Consider the following 25,057-nt stretch of genomic DNA (forward strand, 5'->3'; position numbering starts at 1 on the left):
CGGTTAATGGCAACAGATGCCATGGTTAGTTGCGGCACGGACGCCGCTCACGTTTCCCGTTCGAGACGGCTCACGTCCGCCAGAACCGCCGTCGCCGTTTCGTCGCCGCCCGCACCGCGTCCGCTGATGTTCAGTTGCCCCGCGTGTTTCGTCTCGAACTGGACGATGTTCCGCGTCCCCGAGACGGCGAGCGTCCCGTTTTCGGGCACGAGCCGTGGCGCGACGCTGACGCCGTTCCGGGACACTTCGCCGACCAGTCTAATCGTCCACCCGTCCTCGGCCGCCAGTTCGAGGGCGCTTCCCGGCAGGTCGCGGATGCCCGAAACGTCCGCGTCCACGAGCGTGTAGCCGCCGTCGAACAGCACGTTGGCGAGAATCGCACATTTCAGCGCGGCGTCGGTTCCGTCCACGTCGAACGAGGGGTCGGCCTCCGCGACGCCGAGGTCCTGTGCTTCGGCGAGGACGTGCTCGTAGCTCAACCCCTCGGTCGCCATCCGCGAGAGGACGAAGTTGGCCGTCCCGTTGAGGACGCCGCGAACCGCGGTGACGTTCTCCGTCCCGACGTCGGTGATGGTCGAGAGGACGGGAATCGCGCCGCCGACCGTCGCCTCGAACAGCAGGACCCCCTCGCTCTCGCGTTCGAGCGCGCGCAACTCGTCGTAGCGTTCCGCGACCGGCCCCTTGTTCGCCAACACGACGTCACGGTCGCGCGCGAACGCCTCGCGTGCGTGGCCGAATCCGGGTTGTGCGTCGCCGAGCGTCGTCGGCGTCACCTCGACCAGCACGTCGTATTCGCTTTCGAGCGCGGTTTGCGGGTCTACGTCCCCGACGGTCCCGTCGCTGGTCTTGCGTTCGAGCGTCGCGGCCACGTCGATGCCGCTCGAATCCACGACCGCACTCGACGAGTCCGCCAGCGCCGTCACGGTGTGCCCGTACTCCCCCGCTAGCTCAACGACGGACCGACCGACGGCACCGGCACCGAACACGGCGAGTTTCATGCGACCCCCTCCCCGTCGGTCAACGGCGCGATGAAGCGCAAATCCTTGTCATCCGCGACCGCTTCGACGGTTTCGAGAACGTCGCGCGTATCGGCGGAGTCCGTGGCGAGGCGGAGGCGCGCGCTCGATACGTCGCTCGTCCCTTCGGGGGCCGACAGGGAGATATCGACGACGGACGCGTTCGATTCGGCCGTAATCCGCGAGAGCGTATCCGAGACGTTCGTATCGATTATGTGACCGGTGAGGATGACGGTCACTTCCTCGTCGTATCGCTCCGCACCCGCGCGGATGACGTTGATGCTCGCTGTGCGAAGTGCGGAAACGATAGTTTCGAATCGGTTGGGATGACACTCGAAATCAACTTCAACCGGGATGTTGCCGCGAGGAGTGAGTGAGCCGCGTTCGTGAAAGACACTGAGTAGATTGCCACCGTAGTCGGCAATCGGTTCGAGAGCCCGAAGGAGTTCACCCGGTTCGTCCGAGAGTTCCAAACGAACCGTGTACGCTTGTACCGGGCCGCCGCCGTGGTCGCTCATGATGACAGGATTGGGGGGCGGGAGGCAATAAGCCTTGAGTCGGTCGCAAAATTCTCCAATCGAAGGACGGCAACGGGATGCAACGGAGAAAAACGATGTGAAACCGGCGTTAGTCACAACCTATGTCATGCGTTAACGGGGTCGTAGTAATACCCGTGGACCGTGAACGGGTGAATCGGTGATAGATGATGCGATTTACCGATGCGGTCGGTGCGAGTAGTACCAGTACGAATGAAGACCACGTGTGTGCGTTCTGCCAGACGGCCTTCGATAGCCGGGACCGCGTGTGCCCGGTGTGCAACGCGGAAATCGTCATCCGGGGTGACCGATAGCTGCGCAGTCGTACTCGGAGCGAGACGGCCATTCTGACGTAGCGACGTCGAAGATCATGCGGTACGCGATGCGGACGATTCTCCGCCGACGACCCCGTGAGACGCATCTCGCCGCGAAAGAGCGAGCGCTGGTTGGTGGCGATGGCACGTGAAAAACGATACCGCGCGGACGGCGACGTGACGAGCGAAATCGAGTTCCTGACTCGGGAGAGACTCAAAAGATAGCGGTTCGAAAGCGGTGAGCGTCGATTAGAAGTAATCGACGGCCTGCGGGAGTTCCAACTTCATCCCCTTGCGCTCTCGGATTTCCATGATGGTCTCGGGTTGGAGGTTGTCCGCCATGACGCGGAACCCGGCGTTCTCGGTGTTCCACGACGCACGACCTTCCGTCGCACTGCGGATGTCCGAGGAGAACCCGATCATCTCGTCAACGGGCGCGATACCTTCGACGACCATGAGGTCACCCTCCTGGTACATGTCGTCCACGCGGCCACGGCGACCCTGAATCTCGCCGGACGCGGCACCCATGTGCTCGTTCGGCACGTCGATGCGGACGTTCTGAATCGGTTCGAGGAGTTTGACGTGACCGTGGATGAGTGCGTTGTGCACTGCCTGTCGGACCGCAGGGATGACCTGTGCCGGACCACGGTGGATGGTGTCCTCGTGGAGGCGCGCGTCGTGAAGTTTGATGAGCGTCCCCTGAACGGGTTCGGCCGCGAGCGGACCGTTATCGAGCGCCTCTTCCAGCCCTTCGATGACGAGTTCCATCGTCTCGTTCAGGTGCTGGATACCCTTCGTGTCGTCGATGAGGATGTTCGTCCCGTGGATGTGCTCCACGTTCTGGCTGGTGTCCTTGTCCATACCGGCTTCCTGCAGGACCTCACGGCGGTCCTGCTCGGGCATGTCCATCGACACGTCGCCGAGTCGAACCTTCTCGACGATTTCATCGCCAAGCGGTTCGACCGTGATGTAGAACCGGTTGTGGCGGTTCGGGGAGATACCTTCGACTTCGGTGGTCGCACCCTGAACCTGCTCGCGGAAGACGACGATAGGCTCACCGGTCGTCACCGGGATACCCTGGTTGCGCTCGATACGCTGGGTGATGACTTCGAGGTGGAGTTCACCCTGTCCGGAGATGAGGTGTTCACCCGTGTCCTCGTTGATGTCGATCTGGATGGTCGGGTCTTCCTTGGAGACCTGTCGGAGCGTCTCGATGAGTTTCGGCAGGTCGTCCATGCTCTTTGCCTCGACGGACTTCGTGATGACGGGTTCGCTGATGTGCTCGATGGACTCGAACGGCGTCATCTCCACGCTCGATACCGTGGAACCGGCGATAGCGTCCTTCAGACCGGTGACGGCCGCGATGTTCCCGGCGGGGACGCGCTCCACTTCCTCGCGTTCGCCACCCATGTAGATACCGACGCTCTGGACGCGGTTCGTTCCGACGGTTCCCGAGATGTAGAGGTCTTGGCCTTTCTCCAGCGTGCCGGAGAAGACACGACCGGCGGAGATTTCGCCGGCGTGCGGGTCGATACCGATGTCGGTGACCATCAGGACGACTTCGCCGTCTGGGTCCACGAGTCGCATCTGTTCGGCGAGTTCTGACTCGTCGTCCCCACGCCAGACGCGCGGGATACGACGGGGCTGCGCCTCGATGGGGTCCGGGAAGTGCTCACAGACCATGTCGAGGATGACGTCCGACAGCGGCGTCTTCTCGTGAAGCTCCTGGCGCTTGTCGTTGCGTTCGAGGTCCATGATGTCGCCGAAGTCCATGCCCGTCGCTTGCATCGACGGCATCGAGACACCCCACTTGTAGAGTGCCGACCCGAACCCGACGGTTCCGTCTTCGACGGAGACGGTCCAGTCGTCCACGTCGTCCATGTCCTCGGTCATGCCGCGAATCAGCTCGTTCACGTCGTCGATGACGTTGAGCAGGCGGCGTTGCATCTCCTCGGGACCCTCTTGGAGTTCCGAGATGAGTCGGTCCACCTTGTTGATGAACAGGGTCGGCTTAACACCCTCGCGGAGCGCCTGTCGGACGACGGTCTCCGTCTGCGGCATCGCGCCTTCGACGGCGTCCACGACGACGAGCGCACCGTCGACGGCGCGCATCGCACGAGTCACGTCGCCACCGAAGTCGACGTGGCCCGGCGTGTCGATGAGGTTGATGAGGTGTTCGTCGCCCTCGTACTCGTGGGTCATCGAGACGTTCGCCGCGTCGATGGTGATACCGCGTTCCTGTTCGTCCTCCTCCGTGTCCATCATCAACTGGGTGGCTTCGCCTTGGTCGGCGATCATGCCCGCACCGGCGAGAAGGTTGTCCGTCAGTGTCGTTTTACCGTGGTCGACGTGGGCGGCGATGGCGATATTCCGGATCTGTTCCGGTTTGTCCATGAGCCGCTCACACTGTTCGACGATCTTCTTTCGTCTACCCATATATGGGTATCCCTACCTGTACGAGGTTGAAAAGCGTAGTGTTTTCCCGCCCGTAAAACGGCCGGAAACGGGCCATTTCCCTGCTAAACAGTCACATATGGCACAAGAGTAATGACGGTGTAGACCGTGCCAACGACACGCATGGATATCCGAGTACACGGTTTGACGTCCCCGAGCCCATTCCTCAGCGCCTCCGACATCTTCGAAACCGAACTCGACCTCGAACGACCGGTTCACGTCCGCGTCCGTGACGACCCAGACGAGCGGACGTGGACCGCCCACCCCGATGACCACCACGTGCTCAACATCTCGCGGCAGGCCGCGACCAGCGTCATGGCCCGCGAGCTCGCGCTCCACGAGTATTCCCACATGGCGCGCAACGAGCAGTCTCACCCCTCGCACACCCAGTCAACCGCGGAGGTGCTGTTCCTCGCGTTCGCCGGGCAGTCGGTCGAGCGGCGGAAGCTCACCCACTGCTATCAAATCGCGAACCACATGAAGGACATCTACGCCGACGACATCACGCTCCGAGTCGGCCCGAGCGACAAACTCGTCACCTTCCTCGAATCGGAACTCGCGTCGGCGGTCGCGGACCGCCCCGCCGAGGTTCGCGGGCGGCGACTGACCGCCACGTCAGACCCGGAGATGACCGCCGTCAACGCCGCGTTTGCACTCGCCATGGTCGAGCGTCACGACCTCGTTCCGCGCGACCATCGCCTCTACGACCTCGCCCGCACCGCCTCCCGAGATGCGCCCACCGTCGACGTGCAGGGATTCAAATACCGATTCCTCTCGCTGACCGACGACCCGACCGAGAGCGAATACAGAAAGGCCCTCGTGGACACCGCGCGCGAGTACGTCCTCGGAAACGGCGACGGTGAACGCACGCAAGCGGCGGACTGAAACACAGAGTCGAAACTCGCGACAAACGATAAACGAGAGAAGTACGAGAGAATTTAACGGGCCGCAGCGGCGACGCGCTCTTTCTCTTCTTTCTGGTTGACAGCGTAGGTCTGGACATCGTAGTCCGCGGCACCGATGAGCTGAGAGGCGAGCGCCTCTTCAGCGTCGGTCGAGGTCTTGAACGACGCGCCGTGGGCACCCTCCGCGATGAACTTCAGGGACTGGTCGACGCGGCGCTGGGGCGCGACGTCGACTGCCTTGGGGACGGAGATACCACCGTATTTCAGGCGGACCGTCTCCTCACGCGGGGCGGCGTTCTCGACCGCGCGGACGAGGACCTGCACCGGGTTCTCCTCGGTGCGTTCGTGAACGATGTCGAACGCGCTGCGGACGATCTTCATCGTCTGCTGTTTCTTGCCCGTGTTCTCTTCCGTCTGCATGAGACGGTTGATGAGGCGCTCGACGATGCTGATTTCGCTCTTCTGGAACTGCTTGGAGGCGTGGCGACCCATCGTGTGCGCGACGGGCGTGATGTTGATGTAGCGCTCGGTGCTCGGGTCGTTGAACTCGATCTCCGAGACGTCCCACGTTCCGAACAGCTTCGCGGCCATCTCCTCGCCTTCGGTGCCGACTTCCTGTTCCGGCTCTGGTTGTTCTTCGTCTGCACTCATGGTTATCGGACCGGTTTCTCCGCGTTTCCGCGAACCAGTTCTTTCAGGCTCACGCCGTTGACCTTCTCGACCTTGTAGTTGACACCCGAGATGTCACCCATCGCACGACCCTTCGCACCACCGATACCGGCGATGGTAACCTCGTCGTGCTCGTCGATGAACGAAATCGCACCGTCACCGGGACAGAACGCGGAAACTTGCTTTCCGTTCTTGATGAGCTGAACACGGACACACTTTCGGATTGCGGAGTTGGGCTGTTTCGCCTCGATGCCCACTTTCTCCAGCACGATACCTCGGCCCTGCGGCGCGCCTTCGAGGGGGTCGGATTTCTCCCCGAGACCGCGCTCGCGTCGGGCGTAATCGGAGTCAGACCACCGATGCTTCTGGCGGTCCTTCTTCAGCTTACGAGCTGCGTACTTGCCGTTCGCCATATGCAGTGGACTATCCGACGAAGGTACTTAAGCGTCCCCTTTTGGAAGCGACGAAACGCCCGCAGGTCGCTCGAAAGGGGTCGATAAAGCGATTTGAGACCGTTTCAATGATTCTAAGCCGAGCCAACGGGTTCGTTGGAACCGGTCTGCATCATCGGTTCAGCAGGGTTCCCATCCCGGACGACCGCGAAACGGCGTCCGTAAACCATCCGAACAGGACGAACAACCACACAACCGACAGCGAAACGCCGACGGCCACGGCAACGAATTGGACGGCGAGCGATTCCCCGAGAAGCACACTCAGGCCGAATCCACCGAGGTACGTCACAAGGAGCGGCCACCCGACGACGACACCGAGCAGTCGCTCGGCGTCACGAAGCCACACCGGCGTGGTCGTCACGTCGAGTAGTTGAACCCCGAGCAGCAGCGAAACGACCGCGAACAGCGCGAGTGCGCGATTCGAGGGGGCGAACAGCCAGCGCCTCCACGTCGAAGCTGAATCCGCATCTCCATCGACCAGTTCCACGACCGCGACGGCGACGACGTAGCTCACGACCACGGCACCCACGGCGAATCCGAGTGCCCGCGGAACGACGCCGGATACCCCGTACGCCGCCGCGATGTCCGCATCACGTATGATGAACCAGAGAAGCGGGTACAGAACGGCGACGAACGGGAACGCGAGCGCCCGTCGGGGGCGGACGAGGGAGCGGAGATTCATACCTCGAAAATGGCGATTCGCTAATATAAACCTTGACACGCGCGTTACTCTCGGCGGTTGTGCCGACCATCCCCGACGCTCCGAGAACGTGTCGATGTGCAGGTCGTCCGAACGTCCCGAAAAATCAGCAATCCGTGTCGCCGCCGCGAATGACGACCACCCACCGCGAGCGGGAGCGGAGCGAGCGGCGAGCGGGCCGATCGACGACCAAAGCGAACGCAGTGAGCGACGGGAGGAGCGCTGGCTTTTGGTCCAGCTTTTTCTGCGGTCGTGAGCAGAGCGCGAGCGCAACTCGCGCTCTGCCTTACTCCCTCGAAAAAGCTGGGTTAGGTCAACTGGATGTCGTCCACGTCGAAGTGGCGCGACACCAGCAGTTTCGCGGCTTCGATGTTGCGGCCGTCCGTCCCGATGGCGACGCCGGTGTCCTGCTGTGCCACCTCGGCGTAGGCGACGGTATCGTCGTTTTCGCTGATGGTGACGTGACGGACCTCCGCCGGTGCCAAGGCGTTGACCACGAATCGGCCCGGTTCGTCCGCGTCTTCGACGAGTTCCACGTCCGCGCCGAGTTGCTCCTCGACGCTCCGAACGTGTTTTCCGCCCGGTCCGATGGCCTGGCCCATCTCGCCGGGTTTGACGACGAAGATGACACGCTTGTCGTCGTCACCGAGGACGACACAGTCCCGGGCGGTCGCACCCGTCTCGTCCTCGAAGAGGGCGATGTACTGTCGCGCCGTGTCGGTGAGCGTTACCGTCATCAGTCGGACGGTTCCGCACCGCGACTAACCGAACCCATCCGGAGATTCACGTCGCCCGTTCCGAGTTTGATCGGTTTACCGACGATGACGTTCTCGATGACGCCGTTCAGGTCATCGACTTCGCCGTGGATGGCGGCATCGAGCAGGTGGTTCACCGTCACCTCGAACGCCGCACGTGCGAGGACGGACTCCTTGCTGCCGGAGATGCCGTGTCGGCCGATGGATTCGATAGTACCACGGTTTGTCATGATGTCGGCCACGAGCATCAGGTGTCGAACGTTCACGTCGCCGAGACCCTGTTCTTCCAGCGTGTCCATCGTCTCCTCGATGATGGATTCGCGGGCCGCCTCGACGCCGAGCGTTCGGTAAATCTCGTGGATGTTGTTACACGTCGTCCGAGAGGCATCGACGCCCTCGATTTCGAGCGTGTCGCTGAACGCCGACCCCTCAGTGTAGAGGACGAACTCCTCGCCGTCGTCGAGCGATTCGCGGCGAATGACGACGCGGGATATCTCCTCGATACCCTTGAAGACGATTTCGCGGAGTTCCTCGACCAACTGTAGGAGTTTGCGGTAACTCGGCTGGTCGGGACCGAACTCGATGACCGATCCCTTCTGGGCCGTCTGGACGCCCAGACTGTCCTCGATGATGGATGCAACCTCGTCGATGGTTATCATGCGCTCTTCGAGCGTGTCCTCGTTCAAGTTGATGGACACGATCATGTCGGCGACGTTCGTCGAGATATCTCCGAGCGCGAGGATTTTCGTCGCCTCGATGTTCCAGACGACTTCGTGTGCTTTCTCGCGGTTTTCCGCGTACTCGTCCTCCAGATAGACGGTCATGATGGGCGTGTCGGGCGTTTTCCGCGCGTCCACGAGTTCGATGAGGCGCGGAAGCCCCTGCGTCACGTCCATCTCCGCCACGCCCGCGTAGTGGAACGTGTTCATCGTCATCTGCGTTCCCGGTTCGCCAATCGACTGTGCGCTCACCGTCCCCACGGGGTCGAGCGGGTCGACCCGCGTGTCGAGGTAGCGGTGTTCGACCGCTTTGGCGATGTCCGTCACCTGTTCGAGCGAGATACCATCGCGCGATTCGATGGTCTCGTACACTTCGTCCTTGAGTCGTCGGGGAAGTTCCGTATCCTCGACGATCGCTTCGATGTCGTCAGTTATCTCAGTCATCTGATTCCACCTGCCGTGTGTCTGCGTGTTCGGACAGATTCGTCGGCGGCCGTCGTTCGCCGAGGAATTCGAGTTTGCGGTCCTCGCTGTCGAACTCCTCTTCGAGAATCTGGTCCGCGATGCCCGCTACGTCTATCGGGTTCTCCTCGTCCGAGGAAACCTGCGTCGGCGAGGTGCCGTCCTCGCCGAACTCGAATTGGACGATGGTGTCGCTGCTGTCGCGCACCGTTCCGTCGTACTGGGTTTCGAGTTCGGACAGGGCGTTGATGAGGCGGCGCTGGAGGTAGCCGGACTTGGACGTCCGAACTGCCGTGTCCACCAGGCCCTCACGACCCCCCATCGCGTGGAAGAAGAACTCGAGCGGCGTCAGACCGCCGGTGTAGGAGTGTTCCACGAAACCGTGGGCGTCGGCAGACAGGTCGTCTTCCTGATAGTGCGAGAGCGTGCGGTCCTCGTATCCGCGGTTGATGCGCTCGCCCCGAACTGCCTGCTGGCCGACACAGCCGGCCATCTGGGTCAGGTTGAGCAGAGACCCACGCGCACCGGAGTCGGCCATGATGACCGCCGGGTTGTCGCTGGCGAAGTGGTCCTCCGCGATGTCACCGGCGGAGTCACGCGCCTTGCCGAGCGTCTGCATGATCTTCATCTCCAACGTCTCGTCGACGGTTCGACCCGGAAGCGATTCCAGATCGCCGTTCTCGTACGTTTGGATGAGGTCCTGGACGCGTTCGTAGGCGTTGTCGATGGCTTCGTCGATCTGTTCCTGTGCGCCCACCGGAATCGTCTCGTCGTCGATACCGATGGAGAACCCGAAGTGCATGATGGCACGCATCGCCAGCGTCGCGACTTCGTTGATGAAGTGACGGGCGCGGGTTTCGCCGTACTCCTTACAGATGGTGTCGACGATCTCCCCGCCGAAAGCGCCGACCGCGTCCTCGTCTATCGTCCCTTCGATGAGCTGACCGTTTTCGATGACCACGGTGTCGCCCGTCGAGCTCGTGAACTCGAGTTCGATGCCGTTCGGCAGGAGTTCCGAGAACAGCGTCTGTCCCGTCCAGTACGGGGTTCCGTCCTCCTCCGTCCCGTCCTCCTCCGGCAGTTCGTCGATCCGCGTCGCGCGGAGCAGGTCGAGCGCCTGCGTCTCGTTGAAGTGCGGATTGTGGTGGGTGAGGAGATACGTTCCCGAGATGTGGTCCTGAATCGCGCCGATGATGTTCTCACCGAAGCGCGGGGAGATGATTTGTTCCTGCACGCGCATGAGCACGCGTGCCTCCGCGCGTGCCTCCTCGTTCTGGAGCGCGTGCATGTTCATCTCGTCCCCGTCGAAGTCGGCGTTGTACGGCGGACAAACGACGGTGTTCAGCCGGAACGTCTTGTACGGCATCACGACCACTTCGTGGGCCATGATGGACATCCGGTGCAACGACGGCTGTCGGTTGAAGATAACGATGTCGCCGTCGATGAGGTGTCGATTGACCTCCCATCCCGGTTCGACCTTCTCCGCGAGTTCCTCGCAGTTCTTCTCGGTCACCTTCAACCGTCGTCCGTCCGGCCGCTTGACGTAGTTCGCGCCGGGGTGGCCTTCGGGTCCGTTTCGAACGTAGCGTCGAGCCTCCTCGATGCTTCGCGGCGTGACGTTCATCGTCTGGGTCATCTCGCGGGCGACCCGTCGCGGGACGCCGACCTCGTTCAGCGAGAGCGTCGGGTCCGGGGAGATGACGGTCCGTGCCGAGAAGTTCACGCGTTTGCCGGACAGCGAGCCACGGAAACGACCTTCCTTCCCCTTCAACCGCTGGGAAAGCGTCTTCAGCGGACGCCCGGAGCGGTGACGGGCGGGCGGCGTGCCCGAAATCTCGTTGTCCATGAACGTCGTGACGTGGTACTGGAGCAGTTCCCACAGGTCCTCGATGATGAGCTGTGGCGCACCGGCCTCGCGGTTCTCCATGAACCGCTGGTTGATGCGGATGATGTCCACCAGCTTGTGGGTCAGGTCGTCCTCGGAGCGCTGGCCGTTGTCCAGCGTGATAGACGGACGGGCCGTCACCGGCGGCACCGGCAGGACGGTCAGAATCATCCACTCGGGGCGCGAGCGACTCGAATCGATACCGAGCGCTTCGATGTCCTGGTCCGGGATGTCTTCGAACCAGTCGCGGATGTCCGAGGGCATCAGCTTGTTCATGTCCTCGGTCGTCAGGTCGATGGAAAGCGCCTTCTCGATGGCCTTCCGGTCCGCCTCGCGTGGCCGGAATTCGCCGGAGATTATCTGGTTGATGCGCGAGAGATCGATATCCGTCTTGTCCGCTAGCTCCTGTGGCGAAACGGGTTCGAGGTCTTCGTCCTCGTCACCCTCCTCGTTTCGACCCTGCATCCGGGACGCGATGCGCTCCGAGTATTCGCTCGTGAGCACCTGCTGAACCTCGTAGTAGGTCGTCGGCTTCTCGTGGTTGATGTCGTACTGAATCTCACCACAGTGCGGGCACCGGTCCTTCTTCCGCGCCTCTCGAATCGCCGCCTTCGTCACGTCGGTTATGTCGTTGCCGAGTTCCTTCGTCCGCGTGAGCATGCCGAGGTACTTTTCCTTTTCCTCCTCGGTCAGGAGGAGTCGGGAACAGTCGCGGCAGGTACCGCGAAGGAGGCGGCGGATGAGTTTCGTGAATCCGACGTGGATGACGGGGGCGGCCAGTTCGATGTGACCGAAGTGGCCGTTACACGAGCCTGAGTGCTGCCCGCACGTCTTACACTCCAGACCGGGGTCGATGACGCCCAATCGCGGGTCCATCAGCCCCATGTCGATGGGGAATCCGTCGTCGTCGTAGGTGTCGGCGGTGATGATTTTCGTCGCCGACATTTCTCGGTACTCCTCCGGGTCCATCAGGCCGAAGCTGACGGAGCCGATCTCCTTGGGAGTTTGATTTGTTGACATTTTAGACTGTATCCTCCAGTTCGAGTCGCGGCGCGATGCCGAGAGCTTTCATCTCGTCGAGCAGGAGCTTGAAAGCGTAGCTCATATCGATTTCGTGAATGTCCGTTTCCTCCTCGCAGTTCGGGCAGTAAACGCGGTTCTGGTCGATGTTCTCGACCGCGCTCATGCCACACTGACCGCAGACGTAGATCCACTCGCGGTCGGAGGAGTCGAGAAGCCGTTCTTTGAGCGCCAGTGCCGCGCCGTGTCCGACGAAACAGTCACGCTCCATGGTCCCGATTCGGAGACCACCTTCGCGGGCGCGACCTTCCGTCGGCTGGCGCGTCAGTACCTGCACCGGGCCGCGCGACCGGGCGTGGAGTTTGTTCGACACCATGTGGTAGAGCTTGTGATAGAGAATGGTGCCGACGAAAATCTCCGCCTCGATCTTCTCGCCCGTCACGCCAGAGTACATGATCTCCTTGCCGGACGACTTGTAGCCGCGCTCTTGCAGCGCCGAGCGGAGTTCTTCTTTGTCCTCGCCGGAGAAGGCCGTCCCGTCGACGCGGCGGCCTTCCATCGCACCGACCTTTCCACCGATCATCTCCAGCACGTGACCGACCGTCATGCGCGACGGCAGCGCGTGCGGGTTGACGATGAGGTCCGGGACGACGCCCTCCTGCGTGAAGGGCATGTCCTCCTGCGGCGCGATGTGGCCGACGACACCTTTCTGTCCGTGCCGCGACGCGAACTTGTCCCCGAGTTCGGGAATTCGCTCGTCGCGCACCGACACCTTGGAGAGCTTCGAGCCATCCTCGCCCTCCATCAGCGTCACGGTGTCCACGACGCCGGATTCGCCCGAGCGCATCGTAACGCTCGTCTCGCGGCGTTTCTGCGGCGACAGTCCGCCCATGTCGTCGGGTTCTTCGAGGAACCGGGGCGGACTCGTCTTGCCGAGCAGAACGCTGTTTTCGTCCACGCGCGTCTCGGGGTTGACCAGTCCGTCCTCGTCGAGGTGCGTGTACGCGTCCTCGCCACGGGCACCGCGAACGTCGTCGCTCGGAATCTCGAAGCGATCCTCCTGTCCACCGGGGTAGCGACGTTCTTCGCCCTCGTAGGTCCGGAAGAAGTGCGAGCGAGCGAGCGCGCGCTCGACCGACCCCTTGTTCATGACGAGCGCGTCCTCGATGTTGAACCCTTCGTAGCTCATGACCGCGACGGTGAAGTTCTGGGCGGCGGGTCGGTCGTCGAACCCGATCTGCTCCGTCGTCTGCGTCTTCACCATCGAGAGCTGCGGGTAGTGGAAGAGGTGCTGGCGCGTGTCCGGGCGAATTCGGTAGTTCGCCGACGGCAGCCCGATGGACTGCTTCATCATCCCCGCACCCATCGTAATGCGCGGGCTGGCGTTGTGTTCCGGGTACGGGATCATCCCGGCACCGATACCGAAGATGAGCTGCGGGTCGATTTCGAGGTGCGTGTGGTCCTCGTTTAACTCCTCGTCGTCGACCGCGACGTAGATGTCCTCTTCTTCCTCGGCGTCGATGAACTCGATCTTACCGCGCTCGACGAGTTCGTCGAACGAGAGGTCGCCCTGATTGAGCGCCTCGACTTCCTCGTCCGTGATGCGAGTCTCGCCGTCTTCGACCACGAGCAGCGGACGGCGGGCACGACCCGCGTCCGCGTTGATGATGACTTCGCTGGTCCGTCCTTTGACCGAGACGTTCACCATCTCGCTCACGTCGCCGCGCCGACGTGCCTCTCGTACCTGATTTGCGAGCTGTTCGGGGTCGGGGTGCGTCCCGACCAAACTGCCGTTGACGTATACTTTCGCTTCTCGTCCCTGACTCATCAGTCTGCGCTCCCTTCGATGCTCTCGATTCCGGGAATCCCCTCGACTCCCATCGACGACAGTTCCTGTTTGAGTTCCTGTTCGTCCTCGATGTTCTGGCTCAGCTCCATCGCCTGCGCGAAGTTCTTCACCAGACCACAGTTCGGTCCTTCAGGCGTCTCGGACGGGCAGATACGACCCCACTGGGTCGCGTGCAGGTCACGCGCCTCGAAGTGAGGCTGGCTCCGCGACAGCGGACTGCGGAGACGGCGAAGGTGTGACAGCACACCCATGAAGTCCGTCCGGTCGACCAACTGCGAGACGCCGGAGCGGCCACCGACCCAGTTGCCGGTTGCAATCGGGTGTTCGAGACGTTCGGTGAGAACGTCGGACCGAACCACCGTGTTCACGGACAACTGCCGGTTGCGCATGTTCGCGCGTTCGAGCTGGTACTTCACGTCGCGCGCCAGTTTGTTCAACGCCGTGCGGAACAGGTCCTTCATGAGGTCGCCGGAGACCTTCAGCCGCTTGTTGGCGTAGTGGTCCTTGTCGTCGGAGTCGCGGCGTCCCAGCGCGAGTTCGAAACACGCCTCGGCCATCCGCGCGAGGTAGTACGCCTTGTTGATGCGCACTTCCTCCTCCTCGACACCGTCCTCGTGGAGGTGCGGCAGGAGATAGCGGTCGATGACGTAGTTCGCACGCTTCAGCTGGTAGTTCTTGCCCTGTCCGGAGGCGACCCGCTTCCCGAGGGTTTCGATGGCCTCCTCTTGGGTCTGGACTTCGGCGGCCTCCAGGTTTTCGAGCATGAACTTCACGATCTCCGGGTCGTCGGAGACGCGGTGGACGATCTCCTCGTCGGATTCGAGTCCCAGCGCGCGAACGAGCGTGACGAAGTTCACGCGTCCGGACACCGACGGGAACGACACTTCGAGCAGGCCGTCGCGCGAGCGCTCGACGAGAACCAGCGCGCGGTAGCCGCGGCGTTGGCTGAACGTCTTTGCGACCTGAATCTCGTCGCCGTACTTCGTGTCGTACTCGGCGAGAATCTTGTTCGGGGCGAGGTCCTCGGAGGTCATCAGTACGCGCTCCGAACCGTTGACGATGAAGTAGCCGCCGGGGTCGGCGGGGTCCTCGCCGATCTCAACCAGGTCCTCCTTGTCGAAGTTGGCGATGTTACACTTCTCAGAGCCGACCATGATCGGCATCCGGCCGACTTTCGTCTCGGTCGAATCGACGACGCGCTTGTCGTCGCCCTCTCCTTTGACGATGGTCATCTCCATGAAAACCGGTGCGGCGTACGTGATGTTGCGGAGGCGCGCTTCCTGTGGATACAGGAGCTCTTCGCTTCCGTCCGCCTCACGTACGCGCGGGGTGACCACGCGAATGTCGCCGAGTTCGACGAACACCGGTTCTTCGCCCTCCTTGTCACCGATGTCCGTGTCGATGATTCCCTTCTCGGTAACGACTTCCTGCATGCCGCGATTCAGGAAGGCGTTAAACGAGCGGTAGTGATGCTCCGCGAGTCGTTCTTTCGAGAAATACTCCCTCGATAGTGTGCGTCGATCTTCCTGTTGCATTATTCCACCACGAGTCGATACACGACGGCGTTCTCCGTCGTTCGGGAGTTGCGGACGATTTTGATGACGTCACCCGGCTCTGCGTCGTCCGGCAGCGCGGGGTCGGTCCGCTTGATTTTCGGCAGGTCTGTACTCTTGATGTCGTATTCCGCGAGCACCTCGTCGATTTCGTCCGAATCGACGATTGAGTGCTCCGGAACCATTTTGTGTTGGCTTACGTCTACCATGTGTGCGCGAGTTTCCGCCTAGCGGGAGAAATGGCTATCACGAGATACTACAGGGTATTACACGCAGCACTCATTTAAGACTTGCTAAGTCGGTTCGCACACGCTCGGCTATCCCGAACCTCCGCACAAATGGACGGAAGTTCCCAACTGAACACCTGTATCTACTCCGTTCTGGTATAAATGGTTTGGGCAATCGGGATGTGTTAGCATCCCTCGGTACGAACCCCCACACGGGACGACTTTGGAAAGCCTTAAGAGTACAAGCCAGAAAGGAGAATATGCGTTGAAGGCCCGGGTGGTGTAGTGGCCCATCATACAACCCTGTCACGGTTGTGACGCGGGTTCAAATCCCGCCTCGGGCGCTTTCTAACAGGAACAACGATTCACGAGCAGTGCATTCTCTATCTCTCGTCTTCGCGCAAACGGGTATTTGGATTTGGCCTTGGACATTACCAGATAGAACAATAACTCGCGTATGGTGAGTCCATCTCTCAACCTCGATGGAAGCCGAATTCTGTCTCGGACGTTGTTTGGCTGAATGACGATTAGCGATCTAAGTCAATCACACAATTGAAATCCGCTAATATATCTCACACCGAAATAGTCAATGAGATGGAATCGAGTCTATTTTCAACAGGTGTCAGAAGGGAGAGGTGTGACACGAAAGATCGAGGTGATAAAACAGAGGCGAAGATAATCCGCGAGATGATATCCTATGGATACAGCGTTTCAATTCCATTCGGTGACAACGATAAATGCGATTTGACAATAGACGATATGGGAAATTTATATCGATTTCAATGTAAAACCGCATGGCAGAACAAGGAAAAAACGATGCGGTTCAACACTCACACTCAAACGACAAAGGAAGGGAACTACCACGAGAACACGTATGATGGAGAGATAGACGCGTTTATTGTTCGGTACCCTGAAAACAAGAGGACCTATTGGATAGCGATTGATGAGGCGACCGAGCAAAAAATGGAACTTCGCTTTGAAGGGGAAATAGACCATCCGTCGATCAATTGGGCAGAGGAGTACGAGTTCACCGGAGAAATCCCTCCGAAAAATAAATCGTACCGGACCCCGCGATAACGGATGCCAAAGGACGACGAAATCGACACCCCTTAATAAGGGCGGGGAAAAGAAGAATATGCGTCGAAGGCCCGGGTGGTGTAGTGGCCCATCATACAACCCTGTCACGGTTGTGACGCGGGTTCAAATCCCGCCTCGGGCGCTTTCTAACAGGAACAATACCTCGCGAGCGATTGCTCCGCTTCACTCCTCATCGGTCGAGAAGATTCGAACTAGACCGGGAACCTGCGCTCCGTGTAGAACCTCGAGCGTGGTTCAAATTCCGAAAGACGCGGAGCGTCTTTCGGCCCTCGCAAACGCACGCGTTTGCTCACGTCCCGCCTCGGGCGCTTTCTAACGGAATACTACTTCTTCAGCGGAACATGCGTCATCGCGTTTCGTTTTCGAAATCCGAATATCGTACGCGAACGAGACATACCACCCGGCATCGTTCGACGGGCCAAACATATAGGAATCATGACGACGTGACAAGAGAGCGGGGGAAACGAATGGCGCAAATGGGGGAGACGGTTTCAGTGGGACGTGACGGATGAACGGTCGAGCCGTTATTTCGATAGGTCTGCTGCTGCTAGTCGTCCACGGGGGTCTGTGGACGGGAACCGCAAATCCGGCGAGCGGGACGGCTATCGACCAGGAAACACAGGCACCGACGGGACAGTTCAGAATCGTATCGGTCGCCTCGAACGTACCGATAAACGGGACCGGGAATCTTTCCATCACGTTCGAGAACACCGGGGAGGACGTTTCGAACGCGAGCATCGCGGTTCGGTCACCGAACGAGAGCGTTCGGTTCGGACCGTCACAGACCGCCCGAAAGCGGGTCGGGAACTGGGCGGCGGGGGAGCGACGGACGGTGAAATACAGCCTCCTCGCGGAGGAGTTCGCCGAAGTCAAGAACTACCCGTTCGAGGCGAACATCTCGTTCACGGCGGGGGACGGCTCACAGAGGCGGGCGGGACCGTACACGTTCGGCGTACAACCGAGCGAGCGGATTCGACTGGAGCGGTTCGAGGTGACGTCCATCTCCTCGAACGCGCAGGCGGGCGATACGGGAGTGATATCGGTGACCGTGGAGAACACGGGACGGGACGTGAACGACGCCATCGTATCGCTTCGGTCCGCGAACGAGCAACTCACGCTCGGCCGGTCGCCCAACGCCAGCCAGTTCGTGAACGAGTGGTCGTCGAACGAACGGCAGACGTTCCAGTATCGGGTGACGGCGAAGAACGATACGGTCGGCGGGAGCTACCCGTTCAGCCTCTCGGTTTCGTACCGGGAGGAGGGGACCAGGAATCGGACGGAGCCGCATCTCATCGGCATCATTCCCGACCCGGAGCAGTCGTTCTCGTTCGATACCGTGAGCAGCACGTTGCGCGTGGGACAGGAGGGAACCGTGTCCGGGACCGTGACCAACGAGGGACCACAGCGTGCGCCCAACGCCGTCCTCGTCCTCACGTCGCAGGGGGAGAACCTCTCGCCGAAGGAGACGGAGTACGCGCTCGGGTCGCTCGATGCGGGCGAATCGACGTCGTTCGAGTACCGAATCGACGTGAGCGACAGCGCCGACCGCGGCCCGCGACAGCTTTCGTTCGTCGTTCGATACCAGAATCAGGACGGCGACCCGCGACAGAGCAAGCCGCTCGAGGCGCGGGTTCCGGTCGGTCCGCGACGGGACGAGTTCCGCATCGACGCGAAACGCGCCTCGGTCGAGGAGGGGTCGACTGCGACGGTTTCGCTCGTCGTCACGAACAACGACGACCGAACGGTGCGGAACATCGACGCGCAGGCGTTCGTTGACAGTCCGCTGACCATCAGCGACAACGGGGCGTTCATCGAGAAACTGGAACCGAACGAATCGGCGACCATCAGGTTCGACGTGAGCGCCGACGGGGGGACGCTCGCGAACGCGTATCCGATGTCGGTGGACTTCCAGTACGACACGCCGGACGGGGAGACGAAACTCACCGACACGTACGAGGTTCCGATTCGGGTGACGGCCCCGAGGCAGGAGGGTGTGCTGTCGTTTTCGAGCGGAACCGGGGGACTCGTCGCCATCGTCGTGCTCGCCGTCCTGCTCGTCCTCGTCGCCGTCTTCGTCATTCGACGGCGGTGAGTTCCGATGGTGGACTATCAACGCGTCATCGATTGGCTCGACGTGTGGATAGCCGACCGATCGAAGAGGGTGATACTCGTCTTTCTCGTGCTGACGGTCGTCCTCGGTGCCGGACTCGTTCGCGTTTCGACCGAATCCGGGACGAGCCAGTTCACCGAGAACAGCCCGGCACAGGAGGCGTTCGACGCCGTGAACCGCGAGTTCACGCCGCCGTTCGCGGCGGAAAACGGGAGCACCCAACTCATCCAGACCGGACGGAACGTGCTCTCGAAGCCCGAACTGCTAGCGATGTTGAAGGCGCAGTATCGCCTCGAACGCCGCACCGAATTCCGCGTTTCCTCGACGACGAGCGCGGCGAGAATCGTCGCCGGGACGCTCGACCCGAACGCGACGACGCTCGAAGCGCAGATTCGAACGGTGCGGCGTGCGACCCCGACCGAGGTCGAAACCGCCGTTCGACGGGCGGCGACGAATCCCGGCTTCCGCGCCTTGTTGAGCAAGGATTTCAACCGTCGGTCGGCGTCCGCGTCGGCGACCATCGGCATCGTCGAGCACGAGATTCCGCGCGGGTTGGCACAGCAGGCGGGTGCCGAATCGAGCGGCGACGACCCGCTAACCCGGATTCAGGCCCGGTCCGAATCGGTCGTCGGAAGCGTCGATAGCGACATTCGGGTGTTCGGGAGCGGCATCATCTCGTCGGAACTATCGAACGTCACCTTCGACTCGCTCATCATCGTCACACCCGCCGCCGCGGTGCTGATACTCGTCTTCCTCCTCTTCGCCTACCGCGACCCGCTCGACCTCCTGCTGGGCGTCGTCTCGCTGGTGATGACCATCATCTGGACGCTGGGGTTCATGGGGTGGATCGGCATTCCGTTCACGCAACTGCTCGTCGCCGTGCCGCCCCTGCTCCTCGCGGTCGGTATCGACTACGGTATCCACGCCATCAACCGCTACCGGGAAGAACGCGTCACCGGGTTGGATATCAGCCCTTCGATGCGTCGGACGACCGACCAGTTGCTCGTCGCGTTCTTCATCGTCACGGGAACGACCACGTTGGGCTTCGCGTCGAACCTGACGAGTCGCCTCCAACCGATTCGCGAGTTCGGGTTGGTCGCTGCGATTGGCATCGTGGTCACGGCCCTCATCTTCGGCATCTTCCTCCCCGCTGCGAAGGTCACGGCTGACCGGTTCCGGGACCGCGTCGGACTTCCCGTGTTCGGGCTTCGACCGCTCGGCGAGGAGGGGTCCGCCTTGGGACGACTCCTGCAGGGGAGCGTCACGCTCGCCCGCCGGGGCGCGCCGGTCGTTCTCGCCGCCGCGCTCGTCCTGACGGTCGTTTCGGGCTACTACGCGACCGGCATCGACACGTCGTTTTCGAACGAGGATTTCCTTCCGCCGGAGCAGACGCCGAGCTATCTCCAATCGCTTCCCGAACCGTTCGCTCCGGGAACGTACACCGTCACCGAGACGACGAACTTCCTCGACGAGAAGTTCGCCGCCGTACAGGGGGATACCGTGACGATATACGTTCAGGGGCCGCTCCGCGAGGATTACGCGCTCGAATCGATTCAGCACGCCAACCGGAATCCGCCGAAGTCCTTCGCCCAAGCGGACAGACGGGCGGAGTCCGAGAGCATCATCACCGTCATCCAAAATTACAGCCGTCAGTCGGACGAGTTCCGACGACTCGTCGAGCGAAACGACATCGACGGCGACGGCGTTCCCGACGATAACCTCGGACAGATTTACGACCGGTTGCTTTCGTCCCCCGCTCGCGGGCAGGCCCTCCAGTACATCACGGAGGACCAGCGGAGCGCACAGGTCGTCTACACGATGAAAAGCGGCGCGTCGCAGAACGCCATCACCCGCGACGCCCAGCAGGTGGCCGACCGCTACCGCCTCGACGCGACCGCCACCGGCGAAACGGTCGTCTTCCAGTCCATCGCGGCCATCATATTCGCGTCCGCGCTTCGAAGCCTCGCCACTGCACTCCTCGCCACGGCCATCTTTCTCGCGTTCGTCTATCGCGTCCTCGTTGGCCGGGCCGCGTTCGGCATCATCAACCTCTTCCCAATCGTCGTCGCGGTCTCACTCCTCGCCGGGACGATGCGGTTGCTCGGCATCCCGTTCAACGCGCTGACCGCGACGGTGCTCGCCATCGCGCTCGGGTTGGGGACCGACTACTCCGCCCACGTCGTTCATCGGTTCACCGACGAATTCGAACACGAGACGGACGTGTTCGCCGCCCTCACGCGCACCGTCCTCGGAACCGGGGGCGCGCTGACCGGCAGCATGCTCACCACGGTCGCCGGGACGGGCATCCTCGTCCTCGCCATCACCCCCGTTCTCGGCCAGTTCGGACTCGTGATCGCCCTGAGCATCTTTTACTCGTATCTCACGGCGGTCCTGTTGACTCCCTCCGTCATCGTCGTGTGGGAGCGGTATTTCGAGTAACACCCACCTTCCCCTCGGACGCCGTGGCTGCAGTACAGTTATTCCGATACCCGTCGAATATGCGGAAAATGTACGGCGAGATACTCGTTCCGACCGATGGCAGTCCCGAAATCGAAGACGCCATCGCGGAGGCGCTCGACCTCGCGGCGTTCACGGGCGGGCGGATTCACGCGGTGTCCGTCGTCGATACGCGCGAGTACAGTACCCTGTCGGATGCCAAGTGGCTCACCATCGAACGCGACCGAACCGAACGAGGCGAAAGCGCGATTGCGGACGTTCGAAAGCGGGCGGACGAACGGGACGTTCCGGTCGAAACCGAACTCATGCGAGGGATTCCTCACGAGGAAATCCTCGACTACGCAGACGAGAACGACATCGACCTCGTGGTGATGGGAACGCACGGCCGAAGCGGGGTCGAACACTTCCTGAACGGGAGCGTCACCGAGAAGGTCATCCGCAATTCGACCCTGCCGATACTGGTCGTTCGCGTGACGGCGTGAGTGGCAATCGGGGGGGGGGAATCAGCAATCAGCGGGAGACTGGCAACAGGTGGGAGACGAAGGGTCCGCACTCAACTAGCCGAGGAGTTGGACGACGCCCCACGCCACCCCGATGGCGATTCCGGCACCGGCGAGATTGCCGAGGGCGTTGACGGTCGCGCGCAACCGTTCGCCGGTCTCCCACAACCGGAAGGTCTCGAAGGAGAACGACGAGAAGGTCGTAAACGACCCGCACGCGCCGGTCCCGAGCAGCAGCGCCAGTTGGTTGTCGATGGAGAGGAAGGTGAGGAGTCCGAGGACGAAGCTTCCCACGACGTTCACCGTGAACGTCCCGATGGGGAACTCGTCGGCATCGACCCGTTCGCTGACGAAATGACGACAGAGCGCCCCTATCGCGCCACCGGTCCCGACGATGTGCGCGGGGTCGAGCGAGGTCATTCGCTCACACCCCCGTTGACGAAGCGGGCGAGCGAGCGGCCGAGCATGACGCCCAGAAACCCGAGTCCGTAGTTGGCCACGACGTTTCCGACCATCCACAGCGGTGACACCGCCTGTGTCGTCTGAACTGCGAACGTGCTGTACGTCGTAAACGAGGAGAGGAAACCCGTGCCGACGACGAAGTGCGTTTGGTCCGCGAGGTAGCCCATGTAGATGGCTTCGTACAGGATGAAGCCGAGCGCGAAACAACCCGCGACGTTGGCGATGAGCGTCCCCGTCAACCCGGGTTCGACGAGGCTGACGAAGTACCGGAGGTTCGACCCCGCGAATCCGCCGACGCCGATCAGCAGCAGGACTTCTATCGTGTGGAGTGGATGTTTGCTTCCCATATCTGTCGCTCTCGAAAAGGAGTCATCAGCCGACGCGTTCGGCGGTTGGGGAAGGCGGACTCCATCGCCCAGTTACTCCGGTACTCCTTATCGAACGCACTTAACGGACTCGAAACGACCCAACAGTCACCGACTACTCACCGGGTGTCGATTACTCGATGGGTATCGTCTGACCGGCGGTCACCCGTCTACCAGTTCGCTTGCGCTCGGGCTACCACCGCCGTGTTCGACGCGTCGGGTTCGAATCTGCACCGCGTGGACGCTTTCGGTCGCGTCGTCAACGACCAGCGCCGACCCGGGTGTCTCGGGCATTCGGTCGGCGAACGACCCGTGCATGTACGTCGGGCGAGCGCGGGCGAGGGCTTCACGGTCGGCCCGCGAGGTCAGACAGTGGGAAACGAGTAGGTCGGACTGTGAAACCGCTACGCCGGGGAGAGCGGCCGGGCGCTGTGTTGCGGCGACGAAACTGACACCCGGCCGCCGCCCTCGCGTCACGATGGTTCGAAGCGCCGGTCCGGCGATTCCGTCGAAGAAGGCGTGCGCTTCGTCCACGACGAGCCACGGGAGCGTCGCCACGGATTCCGTGACTCGACCCCGATACAGGTCCTCCGCAACCGCCCGAACGACGGCGTTCATCGGCGCGGCGTCGTAGCCCGAACAGTCCAGAATCGTCGCCGCGGACAGGCAGTCCGCAGCGGTGAGTCCGTCGGGGGAAAACACGTCCCACGAATCCGCGAGTACGAAGTGATTTCGGGCCGCCCGACGGGTCGCCCGGGCCACGTCGGCGTTCCAAACGTACTCGTCCATCGCCGCGAGCGTTTCCCTCTTCGCGGCCGCCTGCCACACCAGCGACCCGACGGCACTCTCGTGGTCGAGACCGAGGAGTTCGCACCACGCCCGCGGCGAGAGCGCGTTCGCGGAGACACGTGGCTCCTCGACAACCGTGAATCCCGGAACGTCCGCGAACGTCCGAAACGCGCCCATCGGGTCGGCGACGACGGGGGAAACGCCGTCTGCGCTTGCGAGTTCTTCGACCAGCACGCCGAGAGTGTAGGATTTCCCGTAGCCACGTTTGCCGACCACCAACGCGGCGTGCGGCCCGTCCAAATCGATTCGAACCGGTGCACCCGCGCTGCCGTCGCGTGCCCGGTAGGTACCGAGCGCACCTGAAACGCCGCCGTCGCCCGTCCGACCCAGAACGTCCGTCATGTGGGGTACTGGTCCCGACTTCCGATATAAACCCTCGGACGAAGGTTTATATTCGAAACCGGAACCACTCCGGGCCATGTCTGTGCGTCAACGGCTTCGGACGAGGCGAACCAACCGCAAACTCCAACTGTTCCGGTCGGACGACCGAGCCATCGAGGGACTGCCGATTCGGCTGGTCATCGCGCTCGTCGTGGGGGTCGCCAGCCTGAGCGTCATGATGAACATGCTGTCGGGACTCAACGGATTGGCGGTGAGCGAACTCGACGCGAAACCGACCCCGGAAGTGGTTCAACCGGGACACCAGTCGGTCGATATCTCCGTCATCGATTCGGACGGCAAACCGGTGTCGGGAGCGACCGTCGTCGTGAAGGGAGACTCCGCCACGTTGGAACACATCCGGACGGCGACGACCGGAAAGAACGGAGGGGCGACGCTCTCACTCGACCCCGAACTGGGACCGAATCAGGAGGACGGAACGCTCGAAATAGACATCAAACCACCCGCGGGAAGTGAGTTTGCCGACAAGCGAGCGAACACGCAAATACTGGTCGTTGCCGACTAAGAAGGTGGAGATTAGCTGTATCCGTCCCAGTCGATCCACTCGTGTTCCCAGCCGTGGCGGGCTTGGGCGTTGCGGTCCGCGAACTCGCGGTCCTCCCGAGTAGTGCGGTTGCGCTCGATGGTATCCGACTGCTCGCCATCGACGAGGAGCGGGGCGAACGCGACGGTGCCGAACTCACGTCCGATAGCGGGAGTTCCGTCCGAAGCGCGTTCGACGGCGGTCAACCGCTGTATCCCTCCGCCCAGCGGAATCACCAACCGGCCGTCCGGTGTCAGCTGTTCGACGAGGGTGCGCGGCGGTTCGATGGCCGCCGCCTCGACGAGGATGCGGTCGAATGGCGCGTACTCGGGCAGACCGTCTGCACCGTCGCGGCAGTCGACGAAGACGCCGCCGTAGCCCGACGAATCGAGATTCTGCCGCGCCTCGTAGACCATGGTTCGCGTGATATCGACCGCGTGGACGTTCTGCTCGCCCGCTATTTCGGCCAGCACCGCGGACGTGTAGCCGACGCCCGCACCCACGACGAGGACGGAATCGTCCTCACGAACGTCGAGGGCTTCCATCAGTCGGGCGACGGTGCTCGGGGACAGTATTCGCGTCCCGCGGTGGTCGAACGACCGGTCGGAGTACGCGCCGTCGCTGGCTTCGAGGGGGACGAATTCGTGACGAGGGACCGTTCGGAGCGCGAGACCGACGTGCTCGCTCCGGACGAGCCCCTTCATCTCGTGTTCGAGGCTGGCGACCATATCGTCGCGCAGCACCGTCGGTTCCATGAATTCGGTTTGGGGTCCGACGT

Annotated in this window: 23 protein-coding genes, 2 tRNA genes and 1 riboswitch; of the genes, 9 read left to right on the top strand and 16 right to left on the bottom strand. The window is 62.0% G+C overall.

Going from position 1 to position 25,057, the window contains the following annotated elements; genetic code table 11:
- Positions 1-47: 47 nt before the first annotated feature.
- Positions 48-998 carry a homoserine dehydrogenase gene (locus V5735_RS08830; RefSeq protein ID WP_423743192.1) on the bottom strand — a complete coding sequence of 317 codons (951 nt, stop codon included), beginning with the start codon at positions 996-998 and terminating at the stop codon, positions 48-50.
- Entirely contained in the window at positions 995-1,534 is a 540-nt protein-coding gene (locus V5735_RS08835; protein ID WP_423743193.1) for an amino acid-binding protein, read from the bottom strand. Before V5735_RS08835 ends, V5735_RS08830 begins: the two co-directional genes overlap by 4 nt.
- A gap of 428 nt (positions 1,535-1,962) precedes the next feature.
- Here V5735_RS08835 and V5735_RS08840 point away from each other — a divergent pair, with 428 nt between their 5' ends.
- The gene (locus V5735_RS08840) at positions 1,963-2,091 is read left to right on the top strand and encodes a hypothetical protein (protein ID WP_018128917.1); all 129 of its coding nucleotides are present in this window, start codon (positions 1,963-1,965) and stop codon (positions 2,089-2,091) included.
- Positions 2,092-2,115: 24 nt separating this feature from the next.
- On the opposite strand, the gene V5735_RS08845 is transcribed toward V5735_RS08840, so the two are convergent.
- Positions 2,116-4,302 (bottom strand): elongation factor EF-2, encoded by a 2,187-nt coding sequence (locus tag V5735_RS08845; RefSeq protein ID WP_423743194.1) that lies wholly within the window; start codon positions 4,300-4,302, stop codon positions 2,116-2,118.
- Between the two features lie 141 nt (positions 4,303-4,443).
- On the opposite strand from V5735_RS08845, the gene V5735_RS08850 reads away from it, so the two are divergent.
- Positions 4,444-5,205 (top strand): DUF5781 family protein, encoded by a 762-nt coding sequence (locus V5735_RS08850; protein WP_423743195.1) that lies wholly within the window; start codon positions 4,444-4,446, stop codon positions 5,203-5,205.
- Positions 5,206-5,258: 53 nt separating this feature from the next.
- On the opposite strand, the gene V5735_RS08855 is transcribed toward V5735_RS08850, so the two are convergent.
- From V5735_RS08855 to V5735_RS08895, 9 genes are all read right to left on the bottom strand, one after another.
- Entirely contained in the window at positions 5,259-5,876 is a 618-nt protein-coding gene (locus V5735_RS08855) for a 30S ribosomal protein S7 (RefSeq protein ID WP_007979662.1), read from the bottom strand.
- 2 nt (positions 5,877-5,878) lie between these two features.
- The gene (locus V5735_RS08860) at positions 5,879-6,307 is read right to left on the bottom strand and encodes a 30S ribosomal protein S12 (RefSeq protein WP_007979666.1); all 429 of its coding nucleotides are present in this window, start codon (positions 6,305-6,307) and stop codon (positions 5,879-5,881) included.
- A 151-nt stretch (positions 6,308-6,458) separates the two neighbouring features.
- Positions 6,459-7,028 (bottom strand): hypothetical protein, encoded by a 570-nt coding sequence (locus V5735_RS08865; RefSeq protein ID WP_423743196.1) that lies wholly within the window; start codon positions 7,026-7,028, stop codon positions 6,459-6,461.
- 326 nt (positions 7,029-7,354) lie between these two features.
- Positions 7,355-7,783, bottom strand: coding sequence for a NusA-like transcription termination signal-binding factor (locus tag V5735_RS08870; RefSeq protein WP_069452026.1), 429 nt, complete (start codon positions 7,781-7,783; stop codon positions 7,355-7,357).
- Positions 7,783-8,964, bottom strand: a complete 1,182-nt coding sequence (gene rpoA2 / locus V5735_RS08875) for a DNA-directed RNA polymerase subunit A'' (protein WP_423743197.1) — start codon at positions 8,962-8,964, stop codon at positions 7,783-7,785. The genes V5735_RS08870 and rpoA2 overlap by 1 nt, the downstream gene beginning before the upstream one ends.
- Complete coding sequence (locus V5735_RS08880; protein ID WP_423743198.1) at positions 8,957-11,887, bottom strand: DNA-directed RNA polymerase subunit A'; 2,931 nt, start codon at positions 11,885-11,887, stop codon at positions 8,957-8,959. The genes rpoA2 and V5735_RS08880 overlap by 8 nt, the downstream gene beginning before the upstream one ends.
- Before the next feature lies 1 nt (position 11,888).
- The gene (rpoB, locus tag V5735_RS08885; protein WP_423743199.1) at positions 11,889-13,715 is read right to left on the bottom strand and encodes a DNA-directed RNA polymerase subunit B; all 1,827 of its coding nucleotides are present in this window, start codon (positions 13,713-13,715) and stop codon (positions 11,889-11,891) included.
- Positions 13,715-15,271, bottom strand: a complete 1,557-nt coding sequence (locus tag V5735_RS08890) for a DNA-directed RNA polymerase subunit B'' (RefSeq protein ID WP_007979678.1) — start codon at positions 15,269-15,271, stop codon at positions 13,715-13,717. Before V5735_RS08890 ends, rpoB begins: the two co-directional genes overlap by 1 nt.
- Positions 15,271-15,498 carry a DNA-directed RNA polymerase subunit H gene (locus V5735_RS08895; RefSeq protein ID WP_007979681.1) on the bottom strand — a complete coding sequence of 76 codons (228 nt, stop codon included), beginning with the start codon at positions 15,496-15,498 and terminating at the stop codon, positions 15,271-15,273. Before V5735_RS08895 ends, V5735_RS08890 begins: the two co-directional genes overlap by 1 nt.
- A gap of 289 nt (positions 15,499-15,787) precedes the next feature.
- On the opposite strand from V5735_RS08895, the gene V5735_RS08900 reads away from it, so the two are divergent.
- The 6 genes from V5735_RS08900 (at position 15,788) to V5735_RS08925 (ending at position 21,663) form a co-directional block, all read left to right on the top strand.
- Positions 15,788-15,860, top strand: a tRNA-Asp gene (locus V5735_RS08900).
- Between the two features lie 250 nt (positions 15,861-16,110).
- On the top strand, positions 16,111-16,593 hold the full coding sequence (locus V5735_RS08905) for a group I intron-associated PD-(D/E)XK endonuclease (RefSeq protein WP_423743200.1): 483 nt from the start codon (positions 16,111-16,113) through the stop codon (positions 16,591-16,593).
- Between the two features lie 69 nt (positions 16,594-16,662).
- A tRNA-Asp gene (locus tag V5735_RS08910) sits at positions 16,663-16,735 on the top strand.
- Between the two features lie 387 nt (positions 16,736-17,122).
- The gene (locus tag V5735_RS08915; RefSeq protein WP_423743201.1) at positions 17,123-18,706 is read left to right on the top strand and encodes a hypothetical protein; all 1,584 of its coding nucleotides are present in this window, start codon (positions 17,123-17,125) and stop codon (positions 18,704-18,706) included.
- Between the two features lie 6 nt (positions 18,707-18,712).
- A complete protein-coding gene (locus tag V5735_RS08920) occupies positions 18,713-21,163 on the top strand; it encodes an efflux RND transporter permease subunit (RefSeq protein WP_423743202.1) in 2,451 nt (816 codons plus the stop codon).
- A gap of 68 nt (positions 21,164-21,231) precedes the next feature.
- Positions 21,232-21,663 (top strand): universal stress protein, encoded by a 432-nt coding sequence (locus tag V5735_RS08925; protein ID WP_423743203.1) that lies wholly within the window; start codon positions 21,232-21,234, stop codon positions 21,661-21,663.
- 75 nt (positions 21,664-21,738) lie between these two features.
- Here the strand turns inward: V5735_RS08925 and crcB are convergent, their stop codons facing one another.
- The 3 genes from crcB to V5735_RS08940 all read right to left on the bottom strand — a co-directional run bounded on the left by crcB (position 21,739) and on the right by V5735_RS08940 (position 23,699).
- Positions 21,739-22,101, bottom strand: coding sequence for a fluoride efflux transporter CrcB (crcB, locus tag V5735_RS08930; protein WP_423743204.1), 363 nt, complete (start codon positions 22,099-22,101; stop codon positions 21,739-21,741).
- A complete protein-coding gene (locus V5735_RS08935; RefSeq protein WP_423743205.1) occupies positions 22,098-22,490 on the bottom strand; it encodes a CrcB family protein in 393 nt (130 codons plus the stop codon). The genes crcB and V5735_RS08935 overlap by 4 nt, the downstream gene beginning before the upstream one ends.
- Positions 22,491-22,499: 9 nt before the next feature.
- Positions 22,500-22,568: riboswitch (Fluoride riboswitch) on the bottom strand.
- A gap of 102 nt (positions 22,569-22,670) precedes the next feature.
- Entirely contained in the window at positions 22,671-23,699 is a 1,029-nt protein-coding gene (locus V5735_RS08940; protein WP_423743206.1) for an ATP-binding protein, read from the bottom strand.
- A 76-nt stretch (positions 23,700-23,775) separates the two neighbouring features.
- On the opposite strand from V5735_RS08940, the gene V5735_RS08945 reads away from it, so the two are divergent.
- Positions 23,776-24,261, top strand: a complete 486-nt coding sequence (locus tag V5735_RS08945; protein ID WP_423743207.1) for a carboxypeptidase-like regulatory domain-containing protein — start codon at positions 23,776-23,778, stop codon at positions 24,259-24,261.
- An 11-nt stretch (positions 24,262-24,272) separates the two neighbouring features.
- Here the strand turns inward: V5735_RS08945 and V5735_RS08950 are convergent, their stop codons facing one another.
- Positions 24,273-25,034, bottom strand: a complete 762-nt coding sequence (locus V5735_RS08950; protein ID WP_423743208.1) for a protein-L-isoaspartate O-methyltransferase family protein — start codon at positions 25,032-25,034, stop codon at positions 24,273-24,275.
- Positions 25,035-25,057 lie beyond the last annotated feature (23 nt).

This window comes from Haladaptatus sp. SPP-AMP-3 (assembly GCF_049568665.1).
GTDB classification, from domain to species: domain Archaea; phylum Halobacteriota; class Halobacteria; order Halobacteriales; family Haladaptataceae; genus Haladaptatus; species Haladaptatus paucihalophilus.